Raw genomic sequence first — 18942 nt, 5'->3', positions numbered from 1 at the left:
GCGCGCCAGTCAGAGCTAAGCGGGCGGCGGCTATGCCCGGCGGCGCGCTTCGACCTGACGCAGTTGATCGTCGATCTGGTCTTCGATCATGGCAATGCGCTGGATCACCAACTTGAGCAGCGAATAGAGAAAGACCGGATTGGTGCGGGCAATCTTCATAAAGACGTTTTCGTCAAGATAGCCCAGTTTGGCCAGACGCGATACGACCTTGACCGTAGCCGTGCGTTTTGTGCGGCTGAGGATGGCCATCTCACCAAAAAAGGCGCCGGGCTGCAGTCGGTTGAGCTCATGCGGTTCGCCATCAATATCGCGAATGACGACCAGCTCGCCCTCGGCCACAAAATACATGCGGCCATCCGATTCGTCGCCCTGGCGGAAGATGGCGTCGCCCTCTTTGCGAATGTCCGTGGCGAGGTTGTTGACGTACTCAAAAATATTAAGCGACATCAGCGTTTACCGGGACCCATCGCTTCCAGTTCCTCTTTAGCCCGCTGCAACTTGTCCTCCGCCGCCAGCAGTCGCGAAACCGAATACTTCAGCAGGTTAAACAAGAAGGGCGGGCTGGTGCCGGAAAGCTTCAAGAGATTCTCGCGATCGATGACCACCAGACGAACTGTCGGAGTAACGCAGATGGCGCTGGCCAGCCGCGGACGATCGTTGACCAGAGCCATTTCGCCAAAGAACATGCCTGGCGTCAGGTGATTGATCTCCTGCGGTCCGCCGGGGCGATCCTTCTGGATACTCACCTCGCCCTGCAGGACGAAATACATTTCATTGTTGGAGGGCTCGTTCTCGCGGAAGACAATATCGCCCTTCTGGTGCTGACGAGAACTCAGCTGCTGCAGGGTCTCCATGACCTTTCGCGACATGACGTTGTCTTCTCCGTCCGGCTTCGGGCTGGCAATCGTTTCTAGTCGACTGTGGAAAAAGTCCGTCCCTGACTACGCTAGTCCCAGGCCGGAAACTGCCCTTCCTCGGCGAGGCGCTGCAGCGCCGCCTGCAGGCTTTGCATGAAGGAATCGCGCTGCCCGGTCCAGTAAAGGGCTTCGCCGACAATTGCCGTACACTGAAAGGGTACAAGGACAAACTGTCCGCGCGGCAGCGCCTTGCCCAGACCGTGAAGAAACACGGGAATGATCGGCGTCGCCGGATGTCTTTCCACAAGATGAGCAACGCCGCTCTTGAGCGGGGACATACGCTCCGCTTCGCCGCGCGATCCCTCGGGAAAGAGAATCAGGACCTCGCCCCTTTGCAAGGCCTCGCTGCAGGCCTCCAGCGGATCGCCGCCAGACCGTCCCGGACGGCGACTGAGCGGGATGATTCCAATTACATTCAATGAGAACCAGGCCAGCAGGCGGTTTCGTAAAAAATAGTCGGCCGCCGCCACCGGACGCAGGTAGCGCGCTGCACGACGTGGAAAGATGGTCAACAATGCCAGCGCATCCAGGTGACTGTTATGATTGGCGACGATAATCGCTGGCCCGCGCTGCGGCAGTCTCTGGCGATTGCGTGTAGCGACGCCGAGGTACAGAAACAGGATGGGGCGCGCTACTAGATTGAAAAAGAGAAAGCGCGTCAGACTGCGAATCATTTTGGCCTTTGACCTCCGTCCCCCACTGTCCTTAGAGCCGGTCCCAAAACACCACGGATGGGGTATTGGAACTCGCTCCAATTGTTCGGTGAGCATCAGTAGTGCAAGTAGTAGACGATATGAAACATCAGCGGCGCCGTAAAGGTGAGGCTGTCCACGCGATCCAGAATGCCGCCATGGCCCGGAAGGATGCTGCCGGAATCCTTGACCCGAATATCGCGTTTGACCGCGGACATGTTGATGTCGCCCAGAAATCCGGCCGCCGATAGCAGCGCGCCCATCCACAGAGACTGCGGCAGATCGAGCGGCGTGAGCCACGGAGCGATCAGCCAGGAGAGGACGGTGCTGCTGGCCAGGCCGCCAAGCATTCCCTCCCAGGTCTTATTGGGACTGACCGCCGGCGTTATCTTACGACGACCCAGGCTCTTGCCCCATAGAAATTGCAGCACGTCATTCAATTGAGTAAGAACCAGCAAATAAAGCAGCAAGCCCATGCCGCCGGCGCGCGGATTCCCTTCCGCCGGGAGCGCAAGAAGATAGGCCGCATGGGAAATTGAAAAGACGGCTGTCATCAGGCCCCAGTGAACGCTGGAGACCGCTTTCAGGAAGCCGTCGGTCTGGCCGGTAGCCGCCATCAAAGAGGGGAAAAGCAAGAATCCAAACACAGGGATCAGGGTGATGAACAGCCCATACCATTTTGCATAAACCAGCCAGTACTGCAGGGGAATCGCAAGGAAAGCAACCAGCAGGATGATGCGATCGGCGCGACGCGTAGGAATGAGCGAGAGGAATTCGCGCAGCGCCAGAAAACTCAAGAGCGCGAAGAAGCAAATGGTAATCCATTGCCGACCGAGCATGGCCACGGCAAGGATGGCCGCCATGATCCACCAGGTCTTGATGCGCAACCAGACGACCTCCAGCCCGCCCCGCCAGCGCTGCAGCCCCAGGGTCGCTGCCGATGCCAGTATCAAAAAGCCGAAGATCAGTCCGAAGGCATATACGATAACCGGTTTCGCTTCAATCCAGCCTGCCGTGCTCATTTGCTGTCCTCGATAAAAATCAGGCCTGGGTTGCCGCGCCCGGCGTCGGCGCCTGCAAAGCCAATCGCACACGCTGGACCACCGTGATCAGCAGCAGCAGGCAAGCAATCCACAAGGCCCAGTTCAGATAGGGCAAGGCGCCAAGAAAATACAAAAGAAGTGCCAACAATCCAAAGAGAAACGCTCGATCGCTCTTGCCAAGCGGTCCATCGTAGCGTCGCAGTCTTCCCGTCTGCAGGGCAACCAATCCGGCAAATTCCGTAAGCATGGCCAGCAGCGTGAAAAAAAATAGCGGCCAGAGCGGCAGCAGCGGCGCAAAACCCAGATAGATGGCCGAATCGGCGATTACATCGCCCAGCTCATTCAAGAAAGCGCCGAGATCGCTCTTCTGTCCAAATTCGCGAGCCAGCATGCCGTCCAGGGCGTTCAGCGCCATGCGCACAAAGAGCAATCCTGGAACAAGCAGTAGAGGCCATCGCCACTGCGAATAGAAAAAGAGCGCCGCTCCGCAGGCCACGGAGAGCGCCGCAGCAAAAACGGTGACTTGATTGGCGCTGATGCCCGCGCGAACCAGCAAACGCGCCGCCGGACGCAGCAAATCCTGAAACGCCGGCTTCAGTTGGTAGATCGAAGGCATCGCCACCGTTCCAACGCCATTGTCGATGAGGCAATCGGAATTTGTTTACAAACCCAGGCTGACTGGACATCCTCAGCGCTATGCGCCGCATTCTCGCCGTCCTCGTTGCAGCAATTCTGACCATGCTCGCAGCCTGCAGCCCAGGGGCAGTCCGCCCAACGCAGCCGTCCATTGCAGAGCGCAGCGCAATACTGATTTTGCCAGGATTCGGCTACAATCGCGCCGGCCGCCGAGCGATGCAGCGCTTCGCCGAAATAGCCCGACCGCACGGTTATGACGTATATGTCGCCGACTACATCCGGCGCGATGGGCTGGCGGAAAGCCGCGAGGCGCTGCACACTTTTGTAAGAGAGCAATCGCTGGAAGGCTACAGGGCTCTTCATGTTTTCGCGTTTATTGCCGGGGCCTGGTCATTGAATGCGCTGCTTCAGGAGCGCCCTTTGCCCAATCTGCGTTCTTTGATTTATGATCGCAGTCCGCTGCAGGAGCGCGCGCCGGCCATAGCCGCCCAGGAATTGAGCCTGCCGGCGCGGATTCTCTACGGCCAGGTTCTGTTTGATCTGGCGCAGACGCCTTATCCAGTCCCGCCGCCGACCGGCCACCTGCGCCTTGGATTGCTCATTGAAGCGCAGGCCTCGCCGCTGCTTCGTCGCTACCGAGCCGAAGCGGAGGCAATGGGGCCGATCTCCTTTGCGCCGCAATCCTTTCAGCAATCCTTTGCCGACGCCATCTACGTCGACATGCACCACGACGCAATGTACATTCATTTTGATGCGCTGGCGTCAGAGCTGCTGCACTTCTTTGACCACGGCGTGTTTTCGCCCGCAGCCAATCGCCGGCCGCCAGACGACCCATTTGCCGGCAGCCAGCGGTGATGCGCGACAAGCCTGGGCCGGCGGAGGCGCCGCAACTGTCGGCGATCATTCCGGCCTACAATGAAGAGCGCTACCTGCCAGCGACCCTGGCGGCGCTCCGCTCCGCGCTGCTTGCGCTTCCGGTCGGCAGCGAAATCATCGTCGTTGACAACAACTCCTCAGACGCAACGGCCGATGTGGCGCGGCAATTTCAGGCCCGCGTAGTATTTGAAGCGCACAATCAAATCGCCCGCGCCCGCAATGCCGGGCTGCAGGCTGCAATGGGACGCTACGTCGTATTCCTGGACGCCGATACCATTGTCAGTGCGCCCCTGCTTTCCGCCTGCCTTCAAGAACTGCAGGCCGGGGCCTGCGGCGGCGGCTCTGCGCTGCGCTTCGAGGATGAGGGCTCTGGATTTGCGCGCTGGAGCGCCGCCCTGTGGCGGCATTTTTCCAGCGCTTTTGATCTGGCCGCCGGTTGCTTTCTCTATGCGCAACGCCACGCCGCGCTGGAAATCGGAGGCTTTGATGAACGCTACTATGCCGCCGAAGATCTTTTCTTTTATCGTCGACTTCGTCGCTGGGGAAAAATGCAGGCAAGGCCCTTTGTCATGATCCGGCAGTGGCCGCCAACGACTTCCAGCCGCAAACTTCGCTGGCACTCCTCGTGGTTTGCATTGCGCACTCTGCTCTTTATCGCCCTCTTCCCCGGCGCACTGCGCTTCCGGCGATTTTGCAAATGGTGGTACTGGCGACCGCCCGGCGCGTCGGCCTGAGCGATCGCCGGCGGTCGCTTACAGGCGCAAGGCCATCAGGTAGGCGCGCAGCAGCCGCCAGGACGGGCCCTCAATACCCTCCAGCGCCGCCAGCAATCCAAAATTCAGGGCAAAGGCAAGGCCCAGTACGACCGGAATTGCAAACAGCAGAACCAGCAATGAGAGCAGCGGCTTGCGCACGGCAAGTGCATCGAGCAACAGCGCTGCCAGAGCAAAACTGAATACAGAACAAAACCAGCTGCTGAAATTGACCGGCGGTATGCCGGCAAAGACTGGCGTCAGTGCAGGATGAAAGCTCCAGTAGCCAAGTTTGACTGCGACCGGATCCAGATGCAAATCGGTCAGCAACGCCAGCAGCGCCATCGTCGCGGCCGCGATCAGAATTCTGAGCGCGTTGCCCGCGCGTCCCGATAGCGCATATCCAGAGAGCCGCGGCCAGGCTTGCATTATGCTCCGTTGCAGCCAGAATGCTGGATAGTAAACAGTGAGCCAGCCGCAGACTGCTGCCAATGGCGTGGCGGTCCCCGGCGCGTAAAAATTGTAGCCGTGCTCCTCAAAAAAGCCCATCTGAATGCCGCCGTTTTCAGCAAGCAAGGCGTAGATTCCGGCGACCGGAAACAATTGCACCAAGCGCAACGTTCCAAAGCGCTGACGGCAATGCAGGGCCAGCAGCACGGTCCAGAGCAGCAACAGCAGCTCCGTCCAGAGTCGCGGCGGGCTTACTGCCGAAGGATTTTTTTGTCTGTACAACACAACTATCGTTGCCAGCGCAAAAAGCAGCGCTCCGATCCAGAAACGCGGCAACAACCCGCGGTCCAGCCTGCGAAGGGCGGCGCCATAGACCGCGGCAGCGCTCAGCGGGAACAAGAGCGTGCCAAAATGCAGCCAGGGCAGCCCGTCTGGCGAAGCCGGCAGCCAGTCAAGCAGCAGCAGCGGCCAGCTCAAATTGCAGAGCAACGGCAAATGGCGCCACAGGTCCTGTCCCCATTTGTTCGCGGCGCTAGATCGTGCTATCGACATGATAGAGATGGACGCGCGCATAACTGGCTGTACGCTCGCAGCGCGACAAGCGTGAGGAAAGCGAGCGCTGGTAACTGAGCGCTTCGTGCGTCGGCAGGACGCCGCGCGGAGCAAAGCTTCGCGTCAAGAGGCGCGCTCCCGGACGAGCGACGCGAACCAGTTCAGTTAGCAGCTCGCGGCGGCCGGCGTTGTCCAGGAACTCAGGAAGATCAAGCAAATTGAACAGGTCCACGCTGGCCGACGGCTGCAACGCGAGTACAGCATGCAAACTGCCGTGAACGTTTTGTACTTGAGAGAGGCGCGATTGCAGTCGGGAAAAATTTCGAGCCTGCAGGTAAGGAGGCGCATGCGCCTCGGAGGCATACGCGCCATCGATCAATTGATTCCAGTAGTAGTTTTCGCGCAGCGCAAAGCGACCCAGAATGCGCCGCAGCCGACCGGCGCAGGCGCGACGCAGCCAGAATTGACCGTGCCGCGCGGCGCCCAGCGCCTGCCGCCAGTGCAATCCGCAAAGCAAGGCGGCGGCCGTGGGCAGGATTCGGGAAAAGCCATTCCAGAGCGCCGGCTCCACGCGACGCAGCAAGACCTGGCGCCGCTCAGCGCCGTTGGCAGCTTCCGCCAGGGCCTGCAATGCGGCCGGTCCGCAGACCGCACGCAGGTAGGCGCGAATCACCGGAAAGCGGCCATAGGCGCCGCGTCGATACACTGAGCCGGCGCGACGCTGCGCGGGGATGCCATAATGCTCCCAGAGTCCCTGGTAATCTCCGCTGGCAACAAACTGCATCTTGTTATCAAGCAAACGCGTCTGCGCTTCGTTGTGATCAACAGCCAGAACCGAAGCCACGGGACTGAGCAGTAGATTCAATGCCTGGCATCCGCCAGAAGCGATCACCAGGGCGCGCTCGCCGTCCTTCGGTCGCAGCGCATGAAGATCAACGGCGAAGTCCTCCCATACCTGATTGTAGACCAGTCGCGCCATGTTCGCCCAACAGCGATCGAATTGGATTGCGTTTCCCGCGAGCAGTTTTTGGAAGTTCGGCAGCGATCTCCACCTCCAGGCGAACGTGATCCGGGAAGAGCGGACGGAGGCGCTGCATGATTTCCAGCGCCAGTCGGTCATCTGCGCCGGATGCCGGGCGCGCATAGAATCGCACCAGATTCTCTTCCAACTGCCAGAGCCGAAAGTCGGCAATGGGCAGCGGGCGCTCCAGCAGCAGCGAGTAGACGCCGTCAAGCAGGACGGCCGGCGAGAGTCGCAGCGCGCCGAAGCGGAAGGCGTCATTGTTGCGACCTTCGAGATGACTGAGCGTGCGAAATTGCCTTCCGCAAGGACAGCGCTCAAGGCCAATCGCGCCGGCGTCGCCCTGGCGATAACGGATGAAGGGCGTGGCGAAATTGTGCAGATTTATTCCACAGATCTCTCCCTGATCGCTGGCGGCATCGCTATCAAAGCGAAGCGTCTCGATATAGCTCATGTCCTCCCACAGGTGGTAGCGACCGAAAGCGCATTGCGCCGCAACCCAGCCCAGCTCCTCCGTTGAATACTCGTCGAGTACGCGACAGCTAAAGCGTTCGGACCAGGCTTCGCGCTGGGCGGCGCTGGAAAGTTCGGAATTCAAGCTGATCAAGCCAAGACCCAGTCCGCGGCACTGCGCCGGACTCAAGAACTGTGCAAGGTCATCCAGTCGCGAGGGATAGATACAAAGAATTCGGGGCCGAAATCGTCGCAGCGCATCGACAATCGACTCCAGCGGCGCCAGCGTGGGTATGAACCGCGAAGGAAACAAACCAAAATAGGAGCGCGCCGGAAAGGCCGAGGTGTACACATAGAGCGTCGACGTCCAGGGCCACAGCTGGCCGCTGATGTTCAGAATCCGAAAACGACCTACAGCATAGGGGTGCAACTCATTCACATTGTGACGCACCTCGATGACCTGGCCGCTGGATCCGGAGCTGACCGAATCAATGCACTGTCTCGGTCGCCGGCCAAGTTCGCCGCGCTGCAGGGCCTGTACCAGATCGTTCTTGGATACAGTAGGGAAATGCGAAAGATCTTCCAGTTTACGGAATTGCCGGGGATGGACTCCCGCGCGGTCATATAGCCTGCGGTAAAAGGCAGTATTACAATATGCATGTTCCAACAATTTTCGAATGCGCACTGTCTGGTAGGCGCGCACGGACGCCAACGACCGATACGGTCGCCACAAAAAAGAGGGAGCGCAAATCCCGGCGCGCAGCGAGGCCTTGAGATATTCTGTCGGACGAAGCGAACGCATGGACGGCAGGATGCTGCGACGGGCCGCCAGTCAGTCCGCGCCCCGCCTGGCCTGTCAAGGCCTCCGCGGCGCCTCCCGCACCATGTTGCAAATGAATCAGGCGGATAGGAGCATACTCTGCAGCGGCCGCCGTGGCGCGTAGAAGTCGTAGTCGCTGCGACCAAGCAGCGCGCTGATCTGGATTTTTGCCGGCGATCGAATCTTGTTCCAGCGATCGTATTCTTCGCGCAGGGGTCGCATCTCTTCAAATTCCTGCATCAACTGACTCATGGGCCGCATCACCAGTCCCAGACTGGCGGCCGCCAGCTGGTAGCGAAGGTAGTCGCCGCCGCACAAAACCCAGCTGCGAACGTCGTTGCCTGGGGTGATCAGCAAGGTGTGACCGCGGACGCTGAATAGATTCTGACGATAGATTTCCAGAAACTGTCGCTGTCCCGACGGCTCGTAGTAGCTCTCCGGCTCGCGGCTCAAAAAGAAGGTCTCCGCCACAAATCGGCGCAGACCACTGATGCCATTGCCGGCCAGCGAGATGCCATCGCGCAGCGTCTGGTTTTCCTGATCGCCGATGCGCAGCCAGCGCCGCGATTCATCGGCCGTCCGGCGACGACTGGATTCCAGTTCAAAGCCGGCCATGTGCCGCTGCAGGTGACCCTCAAGCTCCGACTCGTCCTTTACGCTGGACAGAAGGCTGATGCGCGGTGCAGCAAGGCGCGCCAGCTCCTGGTATTCCTGCTGGCTGATCCATGGGCCATGGAAGGCGGCCCGCACCGTATGGCGCTGTGCTATGAAGGCGGCCAGCGGCGATTGCGGGCCTCCAGATAGCAGGCGAAGACGGGCGACCGGCTTTCTTCCAATAGATTCGGGAAGGCGATAGCCCTCTGGGAAAAGCTCGATTTCGGCCTTCATCTGCAGGCGCGTGGCAGCTATGGCGCACAATTCCAGCAGGGCCCCCTGACCCATGTGGATCTGGCGAAAGCCTGGATCGGTGACGGGCAGCGTCCGACTCTCATCAACATAAAGCAGAGCCTCGGTCGGCGATAGCTGCCGGAATTTCCAGGCCTGAGTGTTGTGCGGATTGGGCGCCGTAATTCCGGCATTGAGCACGACCAGAATCGGCTGCTGGCCGAGGCCCGCGGCCAGGGCGTTGGCAATCGGATCGTCGCCGGCTTCGCCGCTCTGTCGTGGCGCGCTGAGACAACGCTGGGCCAGCGCTGCGGCCCCAAACAGCATCGCCGATTGTTTCAGGAAATCACGGCGAGTGCTGCGCCGGCCAATCTGCGGTGAACCTTGCTTCATAGCAGCAGTATGCGCTGTCTCGCCAGGCAATTCGACCTGCCCTGCAGGGCAGGTCGCAAAGGCCTGCAAATGTAGTATATTGAAGCTTACCGCGGCGCCGCCAGGCGACGCCGCAACCGGGAAAGCCATGGACGTCGTCAGATTCAAACGCAGCGAAGAAATCTTGATCGATCGGGAGGTCGCGGCGCTGCGCGTGATGCTGCTGTTGCGCTTTGTCTATGTATCGATCACAATGGTTTCGACTATCTTCATCGGCAAATCGCTGTGGGAAAAGTTTGTAACCGGATCCATCTCGACGGCCATCCTGCTGGAAACGCCTATTTTTCTCTGGCTGCTGGCCCGGCGTCGATCGCTGGCGACGGTTGGCTACCTGGGGCTCTTCACCGATATCCTCTTTCTGAACGCCCTGCCCTTTGTCTGGTACCAATCTGTTGGCGGCGAGGCCGTGCTGCCGGCCTATATGGTCAAGCATCCCAACACCATGGTCTTTGCGCTGCTCTTGATCATCGGTCATGGACTGGCCGGGCGAACGCTGTACCCGGCCTTGATGACGCTGGGTGCGGTGCTGCAGTATGCCATTGTATTTGGTTATGCCGCGCTGGACCCGCGCACTGTTTTTTCTTCTGATTTTGTGAGCCATATTACCGGTCCGACAATCAGCCTGGAATTCATGATCAGCTGTGTGGGAACCATGTGCGCCGCCGGCGCCCTGCTGACCTGGAATGCCAATCGCGTATCGCGCAGTCTGCGCCGTGCAGTCTCCCAGGAAGTTCAAGCGATGCTGCTATCGCGCTATTTCTCTCCCGGCGTCCAGGATGAACTGCTGCGTCAGGCCGAGGACCCGCTTGGCGGCAACGCACGGCGACAGAATATCGTCGCCCTCTTTACCGACCTGCGCGGTTTCACGGCGCTCAGCGAGTCGGCGGCGCCTGAAGAGGTTGCCAGCTGGCTGCGTGAATACCACCAGCGTATGGTTGCCATTGTATTTCAGCATGGCGGCGTGCTGGATAAATTTCTGGGCGACGGCATGCTGGCCACCTTTGGCGCGCCAAGGCCGCAGGGCGACGAGACGCGGCGTGCGGCGCGGGCCGCACTGGCCATGCGCGATGCGCTTCCGGAGTTGAATGCCAGTCGCGCGGCGCGCGGATTGCCGCTGTTGCGGCAGGGCGTCGGCCTGCATTTTGGCCCGGCCATTGTGGGCAACGTCGGCGTGCCGGAGCGACTGGAGTACACTGTACTCGGCGATACGGTCAATGTTGCCAGCCGACTGCAGAGTCTGTGCAAGGATCTGGGGCGCGACCTCTTGCTTTCTGGAGAAGTTTTCAGCGAACTGGAGCCGGCGTTGCAGAGTCGCTTTGAAATGCTTGGCGCACAAAACCTGCGCGGCCGCGACGGAAGCGTCATTGTTTATGCGGCCCGCGATCCCTGAGCGCGGCGCAACCGACGACTGTGGCGCGAAAGCCGGCTGACAGCATCTGCCGCCGGCGCAGGCTCGGATCGTGGAGTTACTACACGCCGCCGGCTTCGCCCAGGCTTTGCTGCTGGCGCTCTATTTCTTTCAGCGCTGGCGTACGCCCGGCGGGATCTACGAAGCGCTGATGCTCTGTACGCTGGCGGGAACCATCGCCATCGGTCTGCTCTACGCCAATGGCGCCATTCTTCAGTATCCGCAGCTGGCGCGTCTGGGCTTCAGCGGCGGCGCGCTGCTTGGCCCGCTGCTTTACTTCAGTCTACGCGCCAGAACTCGATGCAGCAATTGGCTGCGCCGAACCGACCTGACTCTGCTGATTGTGCCGCTGGGCATATTCCTCTATCTGCTGCCTTTTCATCTTTCGCCGCGCGAGGTCAAACTGCAGTATCTGCGCGAGGACCTGCAGCAGGTACACCTGGATTGCATTGTAATTCTTTACATCAGCCTGGTAAACAACCTGGCGGCAATTGGCGTCGCGCTCTATCTCTCCTGGTCCACAAATGATTCAATCTTGCGCGAAGCAGGCAACCGTCGCTGGACAGCCAATTTGCTCTTTCACGCGCTGCCGGCGCTGGTCATCCTGGTCGCGGCCGCCCTTTCCGTTGCGGATCTGAACTGGCTGAATGCCGGTCTGTTCTCCGCCGCCGGCGCGTTGCTGGCCATGAGCCGTTCCTATTTGTTACTGTATCAGCAACGCAGCGGATGGGAAGGCGATGCAATTTTTCCGCCAGCAGCGCGCTACCAGAAGGCGCTGCTCTCCGAGGACTTCGTTGGCCAAAAGGGACGATTGATCGACGACTATCTGGATAACGAAGAGCCCTATCTTGAGCCTGATTTCCAGCTCTCCGACGTAGCCAGCAGGCTGAAGCTCAGCGCAGTACAGACATCGCAGATCATCAATCGCTACTTCCAGCGCAGTTTTCTGCGACTGCTGCAGGAACGGCGCGTGGCAAGGGCGCAACAATTGCTGCAGAGTCGTCCGGCGGCCTTCAGCATACTTGATGTCGCCCTGGAAAGCGGTTTCAACTCCAAGTCCGCATTCAATGCCGCCTTTCGCAAAATTGCCGGCCAGAGCCCAGGCGAGTATCGCGCTGCGCGCCAGACGCAATCACAGTCCAGATCAACATAGTCGTCGCTTGCTTCAATTGACCGTCGACTCAAACCATGGCCAGCGATGCTGGACGCGATCGGCCAGACCAAAGGCGACGGCCTCTTCCGCCGAAAACCACGCATCGCGATCGGAACGCTCATGCACTTCCTCGGCGCTGCGACCGCAGGCATCGGCCAGCAGCGCATCAATCAAGCGTCGCTGACGATCAATCTCCTGCGCCTGAATTTTTAAATCGGCGGCGACGGCGCGGTACTCGCCGGGCAGCCACGGTTGGTGAATCATGACCCGAGCATGGGGCATGACGCTGCGCGATCCCGGCGCCCCGGCGGCCAGCAGTACGGCGCCAAAACTTGCCGCCAGTCCAAGACATATGGTGTGCACCGGCGCCGGAATGGCGCGCATCATATCGATGATTGCCCAGCCGGCGTGGTTGGCGCCGCCAGGGCTGTTGATGGCCAGGGTGATGGGCGCCGCGGGGTCCTGGGCCGAGAGCGCCAGCATTGTCGAACAGAGTTCCCGCGCACTCTCGTCGCTGACAGCGCTCCACAGGAGAATTGTCCTCCGGCGAAAGAGAATGCGACGATCGAAGGCGACGCGAGCGGCGGGCGATGCCTCCGGCTCGGAGTGATCAGTAGATAGAGCGGTTGTCATAGCGTCGACCGGGCCTCAGAATTTGCCATCATGCCGCAAGCAGGCAGGCCATCTCTGCGCCTGGCGCTGGCAGCATGCGACGCAGGCGCTGGCGAATGCGTCGCATAGAATTCTTGATGAAGTCAACGCTGAGCCCGGTTTGCGCTGCGGCCTCTTCCTGCGATAGACCCTCGAGCATTATGAGTTGATAGATTTCGCGCTCGCGAACGGGCAGCGAACCGGCCGCCTCTTGCAGACGGCGGCGCAGATCGCCGCGCAGCATCTGCTCATCGGGCTGTGGACGCCGGTCGGCGGCTTCGGTCTCCAGCAGCAGCATCGATTGGCGCAGCAGTCGATTGCAGCACTTGAGAACAATGCGTCCAAACCACGCGCCAGAGGCCGCCGGATGCCGCAGCTGATCCAGTTTGCGCCAGGCCTGCAAAAGCGCCTCCTGCAGGGCGTCTTCGGCAAGCATCGGGTCCTTCAGGATTTGCCAGGCCAGCTGCCGGCCGCGCGGCGCCACCAGCGCCGCCCATACTGCAAATTGCCGCGGATCGCCCGGGCGCCAGTCCGCGCCCAGTGCGCGCCATCGATCCTTGCCCACTGCAATTCCCTTTTGCATACTTGAATGAGCCCTCCGCCGCCTGAGTGGTGTACAAAATTTTTTGCGCTTTCGGCGATCGTTCAGGGCGGAGCGGCGGCCGCAGCCGGTTCCTTGCCTAGCAGCAGGATGAAGCGCATGCCGCCGGCTTGCCGATCGCCGACCGCCTGCCAGCCTTCGGGCAAGGCGCCGCCAGAGTAGATCGGCGACCTAAATGGCGTTACGATATAGGTCAAACGCTGCAATCCGCGCTGTGCGCTCAGCGCCGCAATCAGCGCTTGAAGCTGCGCCGCATTGTGCGGCTGGTAGATCGGCAAGTCAAGGGCCTGCGCTGATAAGCCAATCATCGCCAGCTCGTGGTCAATCAAGAGCGCTTCTGGCGCCTGCTGAGCGATCAGTTCCTGGTATTCGTGATTCTGACGGGCGGCGCTGAGCAGTACGGCCACGCCCTGTCGGCAAAAGGCGGCGCCGTAGAGCGCAATCGCTGTTGCCGTTAACCAGAGCGCCGGACGATGCCAGCTCCGGAAAGAGCGTCGCAGAAGCGAGGAAAAGATCAGGATCAAGAGCAATAGATAGGCGGCAAAGCTGAAGGCCAGATAGCGCGGCCCCCATGAGTAACCAGCGTCATTGGGCGCGACCAGCGGAATGATAGCGGTCAGCGACCAGACAAGGAAGAACAGAAAGGCGCCAGGCCGGCCAAGATCGCGCCGGATCGGCGGCGCCAGCCAGAGCAGTGAGAGCAAGACCGCCGGCATCGACGAGAACAATCCCAGATTGCCGCCCAACAGCAGGGTGCGTGCAACGGCGACGCGCTCGCTCATCGTCATGGCCAGTATCAGCGCGCCGTGCGATGATCCGCGGTTGCCCAGAATATTTCCAAAATAGAGCAGATGAAATCCGGCTACAGCGGCAGCGCCCAGCGTAAAGCCGGCAAGCGAGGGTAATAGTTCGCCAACGATATTCGACGCCGCCTCTCGCCGTGAAATGTCCGACGCTACAGAGATCCATCGCGAAACCAACAGGGCGAGGCAAACAGCAATCAGAAAAGCGATGCTTTCCGTGCGCAGCGCCAGCAAGAGCCCAATCAGTAATCCGCCAAACGCCAGCCGCCATTGTGCGCCGGCCGGCGGCGCCTGATTGCCAGGCGTCAGGGCCGACAGCAGCAGCGCCAGCGAAGCGACGCCCAGCGTTACGGCCAGAGTCATCTCCGAAAGATCGAAGGCAAAATTCAATGCGGGAATAAAAACGATGCCGCCCGCTCCCGCGGCCAGCGCGGCAAAGCGCATTTCGGGCATGAGCCGCGCCGCCATGATCGACAGCAGCAAACAGTAGCCAAGCAAGCAGAGAATATTCAAAAACAAATAGCCAGGCAGACCAAATAGCAGCGTGAAAAGAGCAACGGCCAGGGCGTAGGGATACTGGTAGCCGTAATAGCAATGGCCGTTGCGCAGCGTGTAATAGTACCAAGGCCCCGGAAGAAACTTGAACTCCGGATCAAGACTCCTGTCGTAGCGACATTCGATCTGACCATTGAGCAGAGCGCGGCTTTGCAGCCATTTACCAGCGCCGTCGCCAAAGATTGCAGTGGCCACGGACAGACGCTGATAGACCAGAGCCGAACACAGCAGTGCCAGTATCAGGACGGCTATCTGCTGCCTTCCAGGTCGAAGCCGGGCCATTTCTGAGCGCAGCATCCTGGCTGATTAAGGCAAGTGCAAATCGGCCGTCAGCTCGCCCCTTATCCTGCGTCCGAAATCAAGACCCGATGCGCGCCAAACCGGCGCAGAGCTGGCGCCGGGGCGGCCCCGTCCGCGGCCGCTCCGCACAATTTTTGATTGCCGCAGCAAGCCCGCAACAGGAGCTTTCAGAGATGATCCAGGGCAATTATTTCAACGACAACGAAGACCTTCAGCTGCAGTTCCAGCACATACTGGATTGGCCAACGATCGTTCAGGAGGTTGAGCAAGGCTTCCACGATGCCGCGCGCTACAAGGAATCAGGGGACGAGCGGCTGTCCATGGCCCCCTCCTCCGTGGAAGAAGGCGTCGAATACTACCGGACGATTCTGGAATCAGCCGGCGAAATGATGGGCCAGGAAGTGGCGCCGCGCAGCGCCGAAATGGACCAGATCGGCCTCAAATACAAAGACGGCAAGGTTACCTATCCGCCGGCGCTGGATCAGCTCTATAACCTGCTGCGCGACGCGGGCCTGATGCCATTTGGCATCGCCCGTCGGCATGGCGGATTGGGTCTGCCCTTCACCGCCCAGGCGATCATTCTCGAGCTCTCGGCGCGCGCCGATGCGGCCTTCGCCCTCGCCTATGGCAACATCAATGTGGCCGAGATTGTAGAGCGCTATGGCTCGGCGCAAATGGTGGATGAGTGGATGCCCAAATGGGCCAGCGCCGAAATCAGCTGCGCCATGGCGCTAACTGAACCAAACTACGGTTCGGACCTGCCCAGCGTACAGACCAAAGCGGTGAAAGGCGAAGATGGCGTCTGGCGCCTGACCGGGACCAAGCGCTTCATTACCCACGCCAGCGGCTACGATAAGGCGCCCTGTGTAATCCTTACCCTGGCGCGCAGCGGCAGTCCAACCAGCGGCGCCCGCGGTCTTTCCTTTTTCCTGGTTCATTCGAAGGACGTGCATGTAGCCAGCATCGAGCGTAAGATGGGACTGCACTGTTCGCCAACCTGCGAGGTAGTCTATGACAACTCGCCGGGCCTCTTGATTGGCGAAGAGGGTCTGGGCCTGGTGCGCTATTCGATGGGCATGATGAACACCGCGCGCCTGGTAATTGCGGCTCAATCGCTTGGAATTGCAGAGGCCGCACGTTGCGAGGCGCGCAAGTACGCCTCCGAACGCGTTCAGTTTGGCAAGGCCATCGAAAAGATCCCCGCTGTGAAGAAGATGGTCGATCGCATGGACGCCGAAGCCGCTGGCATTCGCGCCATTGTGTTTGAAGCGGCGCGCTGTGTGGACAATTACCTGTGGCGCAAAGAACATCTGCACAAGCACGGCGGCCTCACGGAAAAGCAGGCCAAAAATGACGCCCAGGTGGGACGCTGGGAGAAGCTGGCCGATCTTTTCACTCCGCTGTCGAAGTACTACGCCTCCGAAACCTGTGTGAAAATCGCCTACGATGCAGTGCAGATCCACGGCGGCTCCGGCTTTACTGAAGACTATGATGTTTCGCGCATCTACCGCGATGCGCGTATCACAACCATCTATGAAGGCACCACACAATTGCAGGTTGTTGCAGCGATCGGCGGCGTGACAGCTGGCATGGCCAACAATGGCTTCCTGCGCGCCTACATCGATGAAGAGCTCAAGGGTTTCAGTCCTTCAGCCACTTTGCAGAAAACCTACAAGGAATTCGAAGGCATCGCCGCCCAATTCCGTTCGATTGACGCTGGCGACGTTAAAGCCCGCTACGCATTTGAGGCTGTGGAATCGGCCGCCCGCTTCCTGATTGGCATGTTGCTGGAACGCTCTCTGGCGCGCATTCCCGGCGACGCTCGCGCCGCTCGCCAGCAACTGGCCGATCACTGGCACGAGGATACACTGGCCATTCTGGCTGCCAATCGCGCCCGGCTGGATCATGTCGTAGAGCGCGCCGGAAGCGGCGCAGCTGCTCTGGCCTGACCGATCGTGCGGGGCGCGAATCGAAGCGCCCCGTACCGAAATCAATTGACGTTTGCATTGTCCTGGGGGAAATCCAGGCGATGCAAAATGTTAAAATTGGAATCAGTCTGCTGCTGCTGATTTGCAGCCCACTGCTGGCGGCGCCTCCGGAGCAAGAGCCGGCGGGCGAAGAGCGCCTTGATCTCGACTGGCAAGCCGGACCGGCGCAAGCCGCGCTGGGCGATTCCGCCGAACTCAAGATTCCATCCGGTTGGCGCTTTCTGGACGGCGACAACGCCCGCAAACTGCTGGAGGCGATGGGCAATCCGCCTACCGATCGCGAGCTCGGACTGGCGATGCGCACGGACGCCGATTGGTTTATTGTCTTCGAGTTTGACGAAGTCGGCTATGTGCGCGACGACGAACGCGATACGCTGGACGCCAATGCACTGCTAAAGCAGATTCGCGAAGGAACAGCGGCAGGTAACAAGTGGCGCCAGGAACACGGTCAGCCGGCGCTCAATCTGGTTGGCTGGCACAGCCCTCCGGCCTACAACGCACGCACACAGAATCTGGAATGGGCGACCCTGCTGGAAAGCCAGGGTCATAAAGTAGTCAACCACAACGTGCGCTTGCTTGGCCGCCGCGGCGTGATGGAAGTTACGCTGGTGCTGGCGCCGGAAGAGGCCAGGATGGCCATGCCGCAATTGGAAAAGTTGTTACAGGACTATCATTTTAAGAGCGGCGAGCGCTACGCTGAATTTCGCGAAGGCGATAAGGTCGCCGCCTACGGCCTGGCCGCGCTGGTGGCTGGAGGAGCTGCAGCCGTAGGCGCAAAAAGCGGACTGTTTGGCAAACTCATCAAATTTATAGTTGTGGGCGTCGCTGCGCTGGGCGCCGCGCTGAAACGATTCTGGTCGCGCATTTTTCCATCGAAGGATCGACACGATGGCGCGCTTCCGCCGCCGCCTGGACAGGAATGATTGATGCCTGGCAACTCTATGCGCTGCTCTGCCTGCTCTATCTAGTCGAATGCATGCAGCTGCTGCGCAAAGAGCAGTGCTTCTTTCGTCCACAGGGAGGCGCCTGGCGTTATGGCGAGGCCGCACAACTCTGGGGCGGCGAGAACCGACGCCTGTTGCTCTCTGAATTTCTACCGCCCTTCGCCGGCAGCTTTGTCGCCCGGGCGCGCTGGAGCGCAGGGGAAGCGGCCGCCGCCATTCAGGCCGGTGCAGCGTCAGAGTTGCAGGAGCAACTGGCAGTATACTTGAGGACTACTCGCTTTCTACGCGGGCTCTGCGCGCTCCAGTTTCTCTTTTTTTTTGCCGTCCTTCCCCTGCTGGCTGCAATTCTTGAATCCTCTTTGCTCGTACTGACAATTCTCGCCTTCAGCCCATTGCTCTCCGCGGCAATTGCCTGGCAATTCATGCGTTCGGCAAAAAGACTGCGCTTTTCCGGCAGTCGCGCAGCATCGATGGTCGCAATTCTTGCCTACCCGCCCTCGTCCATGCGCTGCTTCCAGTTGCTGGCGCGCGGCTTTTTCGCAGTGGAATATCCGCTGACCCTGGCCAGCGCCTTGAGTGTGGCTCAGATGCCGGCATTGATTGAGCGAGAGCTGCGACGCCGGCGCTACGCGCCCGATGCCGAAAAAGGCGCCGCGGCGCTGCAACTGATCGCTCAGCTGGGCGAGCTGGCTCGCCGCCACAACCTTGATCCGGATCGGCTGCCGCTTCCGGAGGCTGGCGCCGACGGGCGCTGCTACTGTCCCCAATGCCTCACCGTATACGACGTTCTGCGTGAAACGTGCATTGATTGTGGGGCAAGCGCCTTGCCATTCCCACAAAGCGGCGCTACAGAATAGTACGACTCAGCCAATGCCAGAGCGGATGCAGGCCCTGTGGCGCCGTCAAAGCTGCCGCTACAAAGCCGCCAAGCGCCCCGCCAGCATGAGCCTCGTGACTGATACCGCCGGCGCCGCTGCGGCTGAGAACCAGCGAAAGAACAAGGAAGCCCA

The 18942-nt window shown here is 60.3% G+C and carries 19 protein-coding genes; 7 read left to right on the top strand and 12 right to left on the bottom strand.

The genetic code is table 11. From position 1 onward, the window contains the following. Nucleotides 1-30: 30 nt before the first annotated feature. The 5 genes from K1X75_05980 to K1X75_05960 all read right to left on the bottom strand — a co-directional run bounded on the left by K1X75_05980 (nucleotide 31) and on the right by K1X75_05960 (nucleotide 3268). On the bottom strand, nucleotides 31-447 hold the full coding sequence (locus K1X75_05980) for a cyclic nucleotide-binding domain-containing protein (protein MBX7057596.1): 417 nt from the start codon (nucleotides 445-447) through the stop codon (nucleotides 31-33). After that, complete coding sequence (locus tag K1X75_05975; protein ID MBX7057595.1) at nucleotides 447-869, bottom strand: cyclic nucleotide-binding domain-containing protein; 423 nt, start codon at nucleotides 867-869, stop codon at nucleotides 447-449. Before K1X75_05975 ends, K1X75_05980 begins: the two co-directional genes overlap by 1 nt. 77 nt (nucleotides 870-946) lie before the next feature. After that, entirely contained in the window at nucleotides 947-1591 is a 645-nt protein-coding gene (locus K1X75_05970) for a 1-acyl-sn-glycerol-3-phosphate acyltransferase (GenBank protein ID MBX7057594.1), read from the bottom strand. Nucleotides 1592-1686: 95 nt separating this feature from the next. Next, nucleotides 1687-2631 (bottom strand): phosphatidate cytidylyltransferase, encoded by a 945-nt coding sequence (locus K1X75_05965; GenBank protein MBX7057593.1) that lies wholly within the window; start codon nucleotides 2629-2631, stop codon nucleotides 1687-1689. A gap of 19 nt (nucleotides 2632-2650) precedes the next feature. Continuing rightward, nucleotides 2651-3268, bottom strand: a complete 618-nt coding sequence (locus tag K1X75_05960) for a CDP-alcohol phosphatidyltransferase family protein (GenBank protein ID MBX7057592.1) — start codon at nucleotides 3266-3268, stop codon at nucleotides 2651-2653. A gap of 236 nt (nucleotides 3269-3504) precedes the next feature. Between K1X75_05960 and K1X75_05955 the strand changes: the two genes are divergently transcribed. Both K1X75_05955 and K1X75_05950 read left to right on the top strand, forming a co-directional pair. Continuing rightward, nucleotides 3505-4143, top strand: a complete 639-nt coding sequence (locus K1X75_05955) for a hypothetical protein (GenBank protein ID MBX7057591.1) — start codon at nucleotides 3505-3507, stop codon at nucleotides 4141-4143. Then, entirely contained in the window at nucleotides 4143-4898 is a 756-nt protein-coding gene (locus tag K1X75_05950) for a glycosyltransferase (protein MBX7057590.1), read from the top strand. The genes K1X75_05955 and K1X75_05950 overlap by 1 nt, the downstream gene beginning before the upstream one ends. An 18-nt stretch (nucleotides 4899-4916) precedes the next feature. On the opposite strand, the gene K1X75_05945 is transcribed toward K1X75_05950, so the two are convergent. The 4 genes from K1X75_05945 to K1X75_05930 all read right to left on the bottom strand — a co-directional run bounded on the left by K1X75_05945 (nucleotide 4917) and on the right by K1X75_05930 (nucleotide 9490). Further along, the gene (locus K1X75_05945; protein MBX7057589.1) at nucleotides 4917-5918 is read right to left on the bottom strand and encodes a carotenoid biosynthesis protein; all 1002 of its coding nucleotides are present in this window, start codon (nucleotides 5916-5918) and stop codon (nucleotides 4917-4919) included. Further along, nucleotides 5899-6897, bottom strand: coding sequence for a BtaA family protein (locus K1X75_05940; protein ID MBX7057588.1), 999 nt, complete (start codon nucleotides 6895-6897; stop codon nucleotides 5899-5901). Before K1X75_05940 ends, K1X75_05945 begins: the two co-directional genes overlap by 20 nt. After that, nucleotides 6851-8194 (bottom strand): hypothetical protein, encoded by a 1344-nt coding sequence (locus K1X75_05935; GenBank protein MBX7057587.1) that lies wholly within the window; start codon nucleotides 8192-8194, stop codon nucleotides 6851-6853. Before K1X75_05935 ends, K1X75_05940 begins: the two co-directional genes overlap by 47 nt. Before the next feature lie 96 nt (nucleotides 8195-8290). Continuing rightward, on the bottom strand, nucleotides 8291-9490 hold the full coding sequence (locus K1X75_05930) for a twin-arginine translocation signal domain-containing protein (protein ID MBX7057586.1): 1200 nt from the start codon (nucleotides 9488-9490) through the stop codon (nucleotides 8291-8293). 127 nt (nucleotides 9491-9617) lie between these two features. Between K1X75_05930 and K1X75_05925 the strand changes: the two genes are divergently transcribed. Both K1X75_05925 and K1X75_05920 read left to right on the top strand, forming a co-directional pair. Further along, the gene (locus K1X75_05925) at nucleotides 9618-10919 is read left to right on the top strand and encodes an adenylate/guanylate cyclase domain-containing protein (protein MBX7057585.1); all 1302 of its coding nucleotides are present in this window, start codon (nucleotides 9618-9620) and stop codon (nucleotides 10917-10919) included. Nucleotides 10920-10989: 70 nt separating this feature from the next. Continuing rightward, nucleotides 10990-12090, top strand: coding sequence for an AraC family transcriptional regulator (locus tag K1X75_05920; GenBank protein MBX7057584.1), 1101 nt, complete (start codon nucleotides 10990-10992; stop codon nucleotides 12088-12090). Nucleotides 12091-12102: 12 nt separating this feature from the next. Here K1X75_05920 and K1X75_05915 read toward each other — a convergent pair whose 3' ends face one another. The 3 genes from K1X75_05915 to K1X75_05905 form a co-directional block, all read right to left on the bottom strand. Beyond that, on the bottom strand, nucleotides 12103-12723 hold the full coding sequence (locus tag K1X75_05915; GenBank protein ID MBX7057583.1) for an ATP-dependent Clp protease proteolytic subunit: 621 nt from the start codon (nucleotides 12721-12723) through the stop codon (nucleotides 12103-12105). Nucleotides 12724-12751: 28 nt separating this feature from the next. Continuing rightward, nucleotides 12752-13324: a sigma-70 family RNA polymerase sigma factor gene (locus K1X75_05910; GenBank protein ID MBX7057582.1), complete on the bottom strand. Its 573-nt coding sequence runs from the start codon at nucleotides 13322-13324 to the stop codon at nucleotides 12752-12754. A gap of 62 nt (nucleotides 13325-13386) precedes the next feature. Further along, complete coding sequence (locus K1X75_05905; GenBank protein ID MBX7057581.1) at nucleotides 13387-14982, bottom strand: hypothetical protein; 1596 nt, start codon at nucleotides 14980-14982, stop codon at nucleotides 13387-13389. Nucleotides 14983-15173: 191 nt separating this feature from the next. On the opposite strand from K1X75_05905, the gene K1X75_05900 reads away from it, so the two are divergent. The 3 genes from K1X75_05900 to K1X75_05890 all read left to right on the top strand — a co-directional run bounded on the left by K1X75_05900 (nucleotide 15174) and on the right by K1X75_05890 (nucleotide 18789). Next, a complete protein-coding gene (locus K1X75_05900; protein MBX7057580.1) occupies nucleotides 15174-16949 on the top strand; it encodes an acyl-CoA dehydrogenase family protein in 1776 nt (591 codons plus the stop codon). Between the two features lie 80 nt (nucleotides 16950-17029). Next, nucleotides 17030-17911 (top strand): DUF2167 domain-containing protein, encoded by an 882-nt coding sequence (locus K1X75_05895; GenBank protein ID MBX7057579.1) that lies wholly within the window; start codon nucleotides 17030-17032, stop codon nucleotides 17909-17911. Continuing rightward, nucleotides 17908-18789, top strand: coding sequence for a hypothetical protein (locus tag K1X75_05890; protein ID MBX7057578.1), 882 nt, complete (start codon nucleotides 17908-17910; stop codon nucleotides 18787-18789). The genes K1X75_05895 and K1X75_05890 overlap by 4 nt, the downstream gene beginning before the upstream one ends. The last annotated feature ends 153 nt before the right edge of the window (nucleotides 18790-18942 follow it).

The sequence above is a fragment of the Leptospirales bacterium genome, from assembly GCA_019694655.1.
GTDB lineage: Bacteria > Spirochaetota > Leptospiria > Leptospirales > Leptonemataceae > SSF53.
Note: the sequence above shows the minus strand (reverse complement) of the source record. Positions and strands in the feature narration are given on the sequence as shown.

Bases quoted from the DNA above. Each gene is read 5' to 3' on its own strand.
- K1X75_05940 (MBX7057588.1), bottom strand. From the start codon at position 6,897: ATGGCGCGACTGGTCTACAATCAGGTATGGGAGGACTTCGCCGTTGAT.
- K1X75_05925 (MBX7057585.1), top strand. From the start codon at position 9,618: ATGGACGTCGTCAGATTCAAACGCAGCGAAGAAATCTTGATCGATCGG.
- K1X75_05905 (MBX7057581.1), bottom strand. From the start codon at position 14,982: ATGGCCCGGCTTCGACCTGGAAGGCAGCAGATAGCCGTCCTGATACTG.
- K1X75_05890 (MBX7057578.1), top strand. From the start codon at position 17,908: ATGATTGATGCCTGGCAACTCTATGCGCTGCTCTGCCTGCTCTATCTA.
- K1X75_05915 (MBX7057583.1), bottom strand. From the start codon at position 12,723: ATGACAACCGCTCTATCTACTGATCACTCCGAGCCGGAGGCATCGCCC.
- K1X75_05975 (MBX7057595.1), bottom strand. From the start codon at position 869: ATGTCGCGAAAGGTCATGGAGACCCTGCAGCAGCTGAGTTCTCGTCAG.
- K1X75_05945 (MBX7057589.1), bottom strand. From the start codon at position 5,918: ATGTCGATAGCACGATCTAGCGCCGCGAACAAATGGGGACAGGACCTG.
- K1X75_05930 (MBX7057586.1), bottom strand. From the start codon at position 9,490: ATGAAGCAAGGTTCACCGCAGATTGGCCGGCGCAGCACTCGCCGTGAT.
- K1X75_05900 (MBX7057580.1), top strand. From the start codon at position 15,174: ATGATCCAGGGCAATTATTTCAACGACAACGAAGACCTTCAGCTGCAG.
- K1X75_05965 (MBX7057593.1), bottom strand. From the start codon at position 2,631: ATGAGCACGGCAGGCTGGATTGAAGCGAAACCGGTTATCGTATATGCC.
- K1X75_05955 (MBX7057591.1), top strand. From the start codon at position 3,505: ATGCAGCGCTTCGCCGAAATAGCCCGACCGCACGGTTATGACGTATAT.
- K1X75_05895 (MBX7057579.1), top strand. From the start codon at position 17,030: ATGCAAAATGTTAAAATTGGAATCAGTCTGCTGCTGCTGATTTGCAGC.
- K1X75_05935 (MBX7057587.1), bottom strand. From the start codon at position 8,194: ATGCGTTCGCTTCGTCCGACAGAATATCTCAAGGCCTCGCTGCGCGCC.
- K1X75_05910 (MBX7057582.1), bottom strand. From the start codon at position 13,324: ATGCAAAAGGGAATTGCAGTGGGCAAGGATCGATGGCGCGCACTGGGC.
- K1X75_05960 (MBX7057592.1), bottom strand. From the start codon at position 3,268: ATGCCTTCGATCTACCAACTGAAGCCGGCGTTTCAGGATTTGCTGCGT.
- K1X75_05950 (MBX7057590.1), top strand. From the start codon at position 4,143: ATGCGCGACAAGCCTGGGCCGGCGGAGGCGCCGCAACTGTCGGCGATC.
- K1X75_05970 (MBX7057594.1), bottom strand. From the start codon at position 1,591: ATGATTCGCAGTCTGACGCGCTTTCTCTTTTTCAATCTAGTAGCGCGC.
- K1X75_05980 (MBX7057596.1), bottom strand. From the start codon at position 447: ATGTCGCTTAATATTTTTGAGTACGTCAACAACCTCGCCACGGACATT.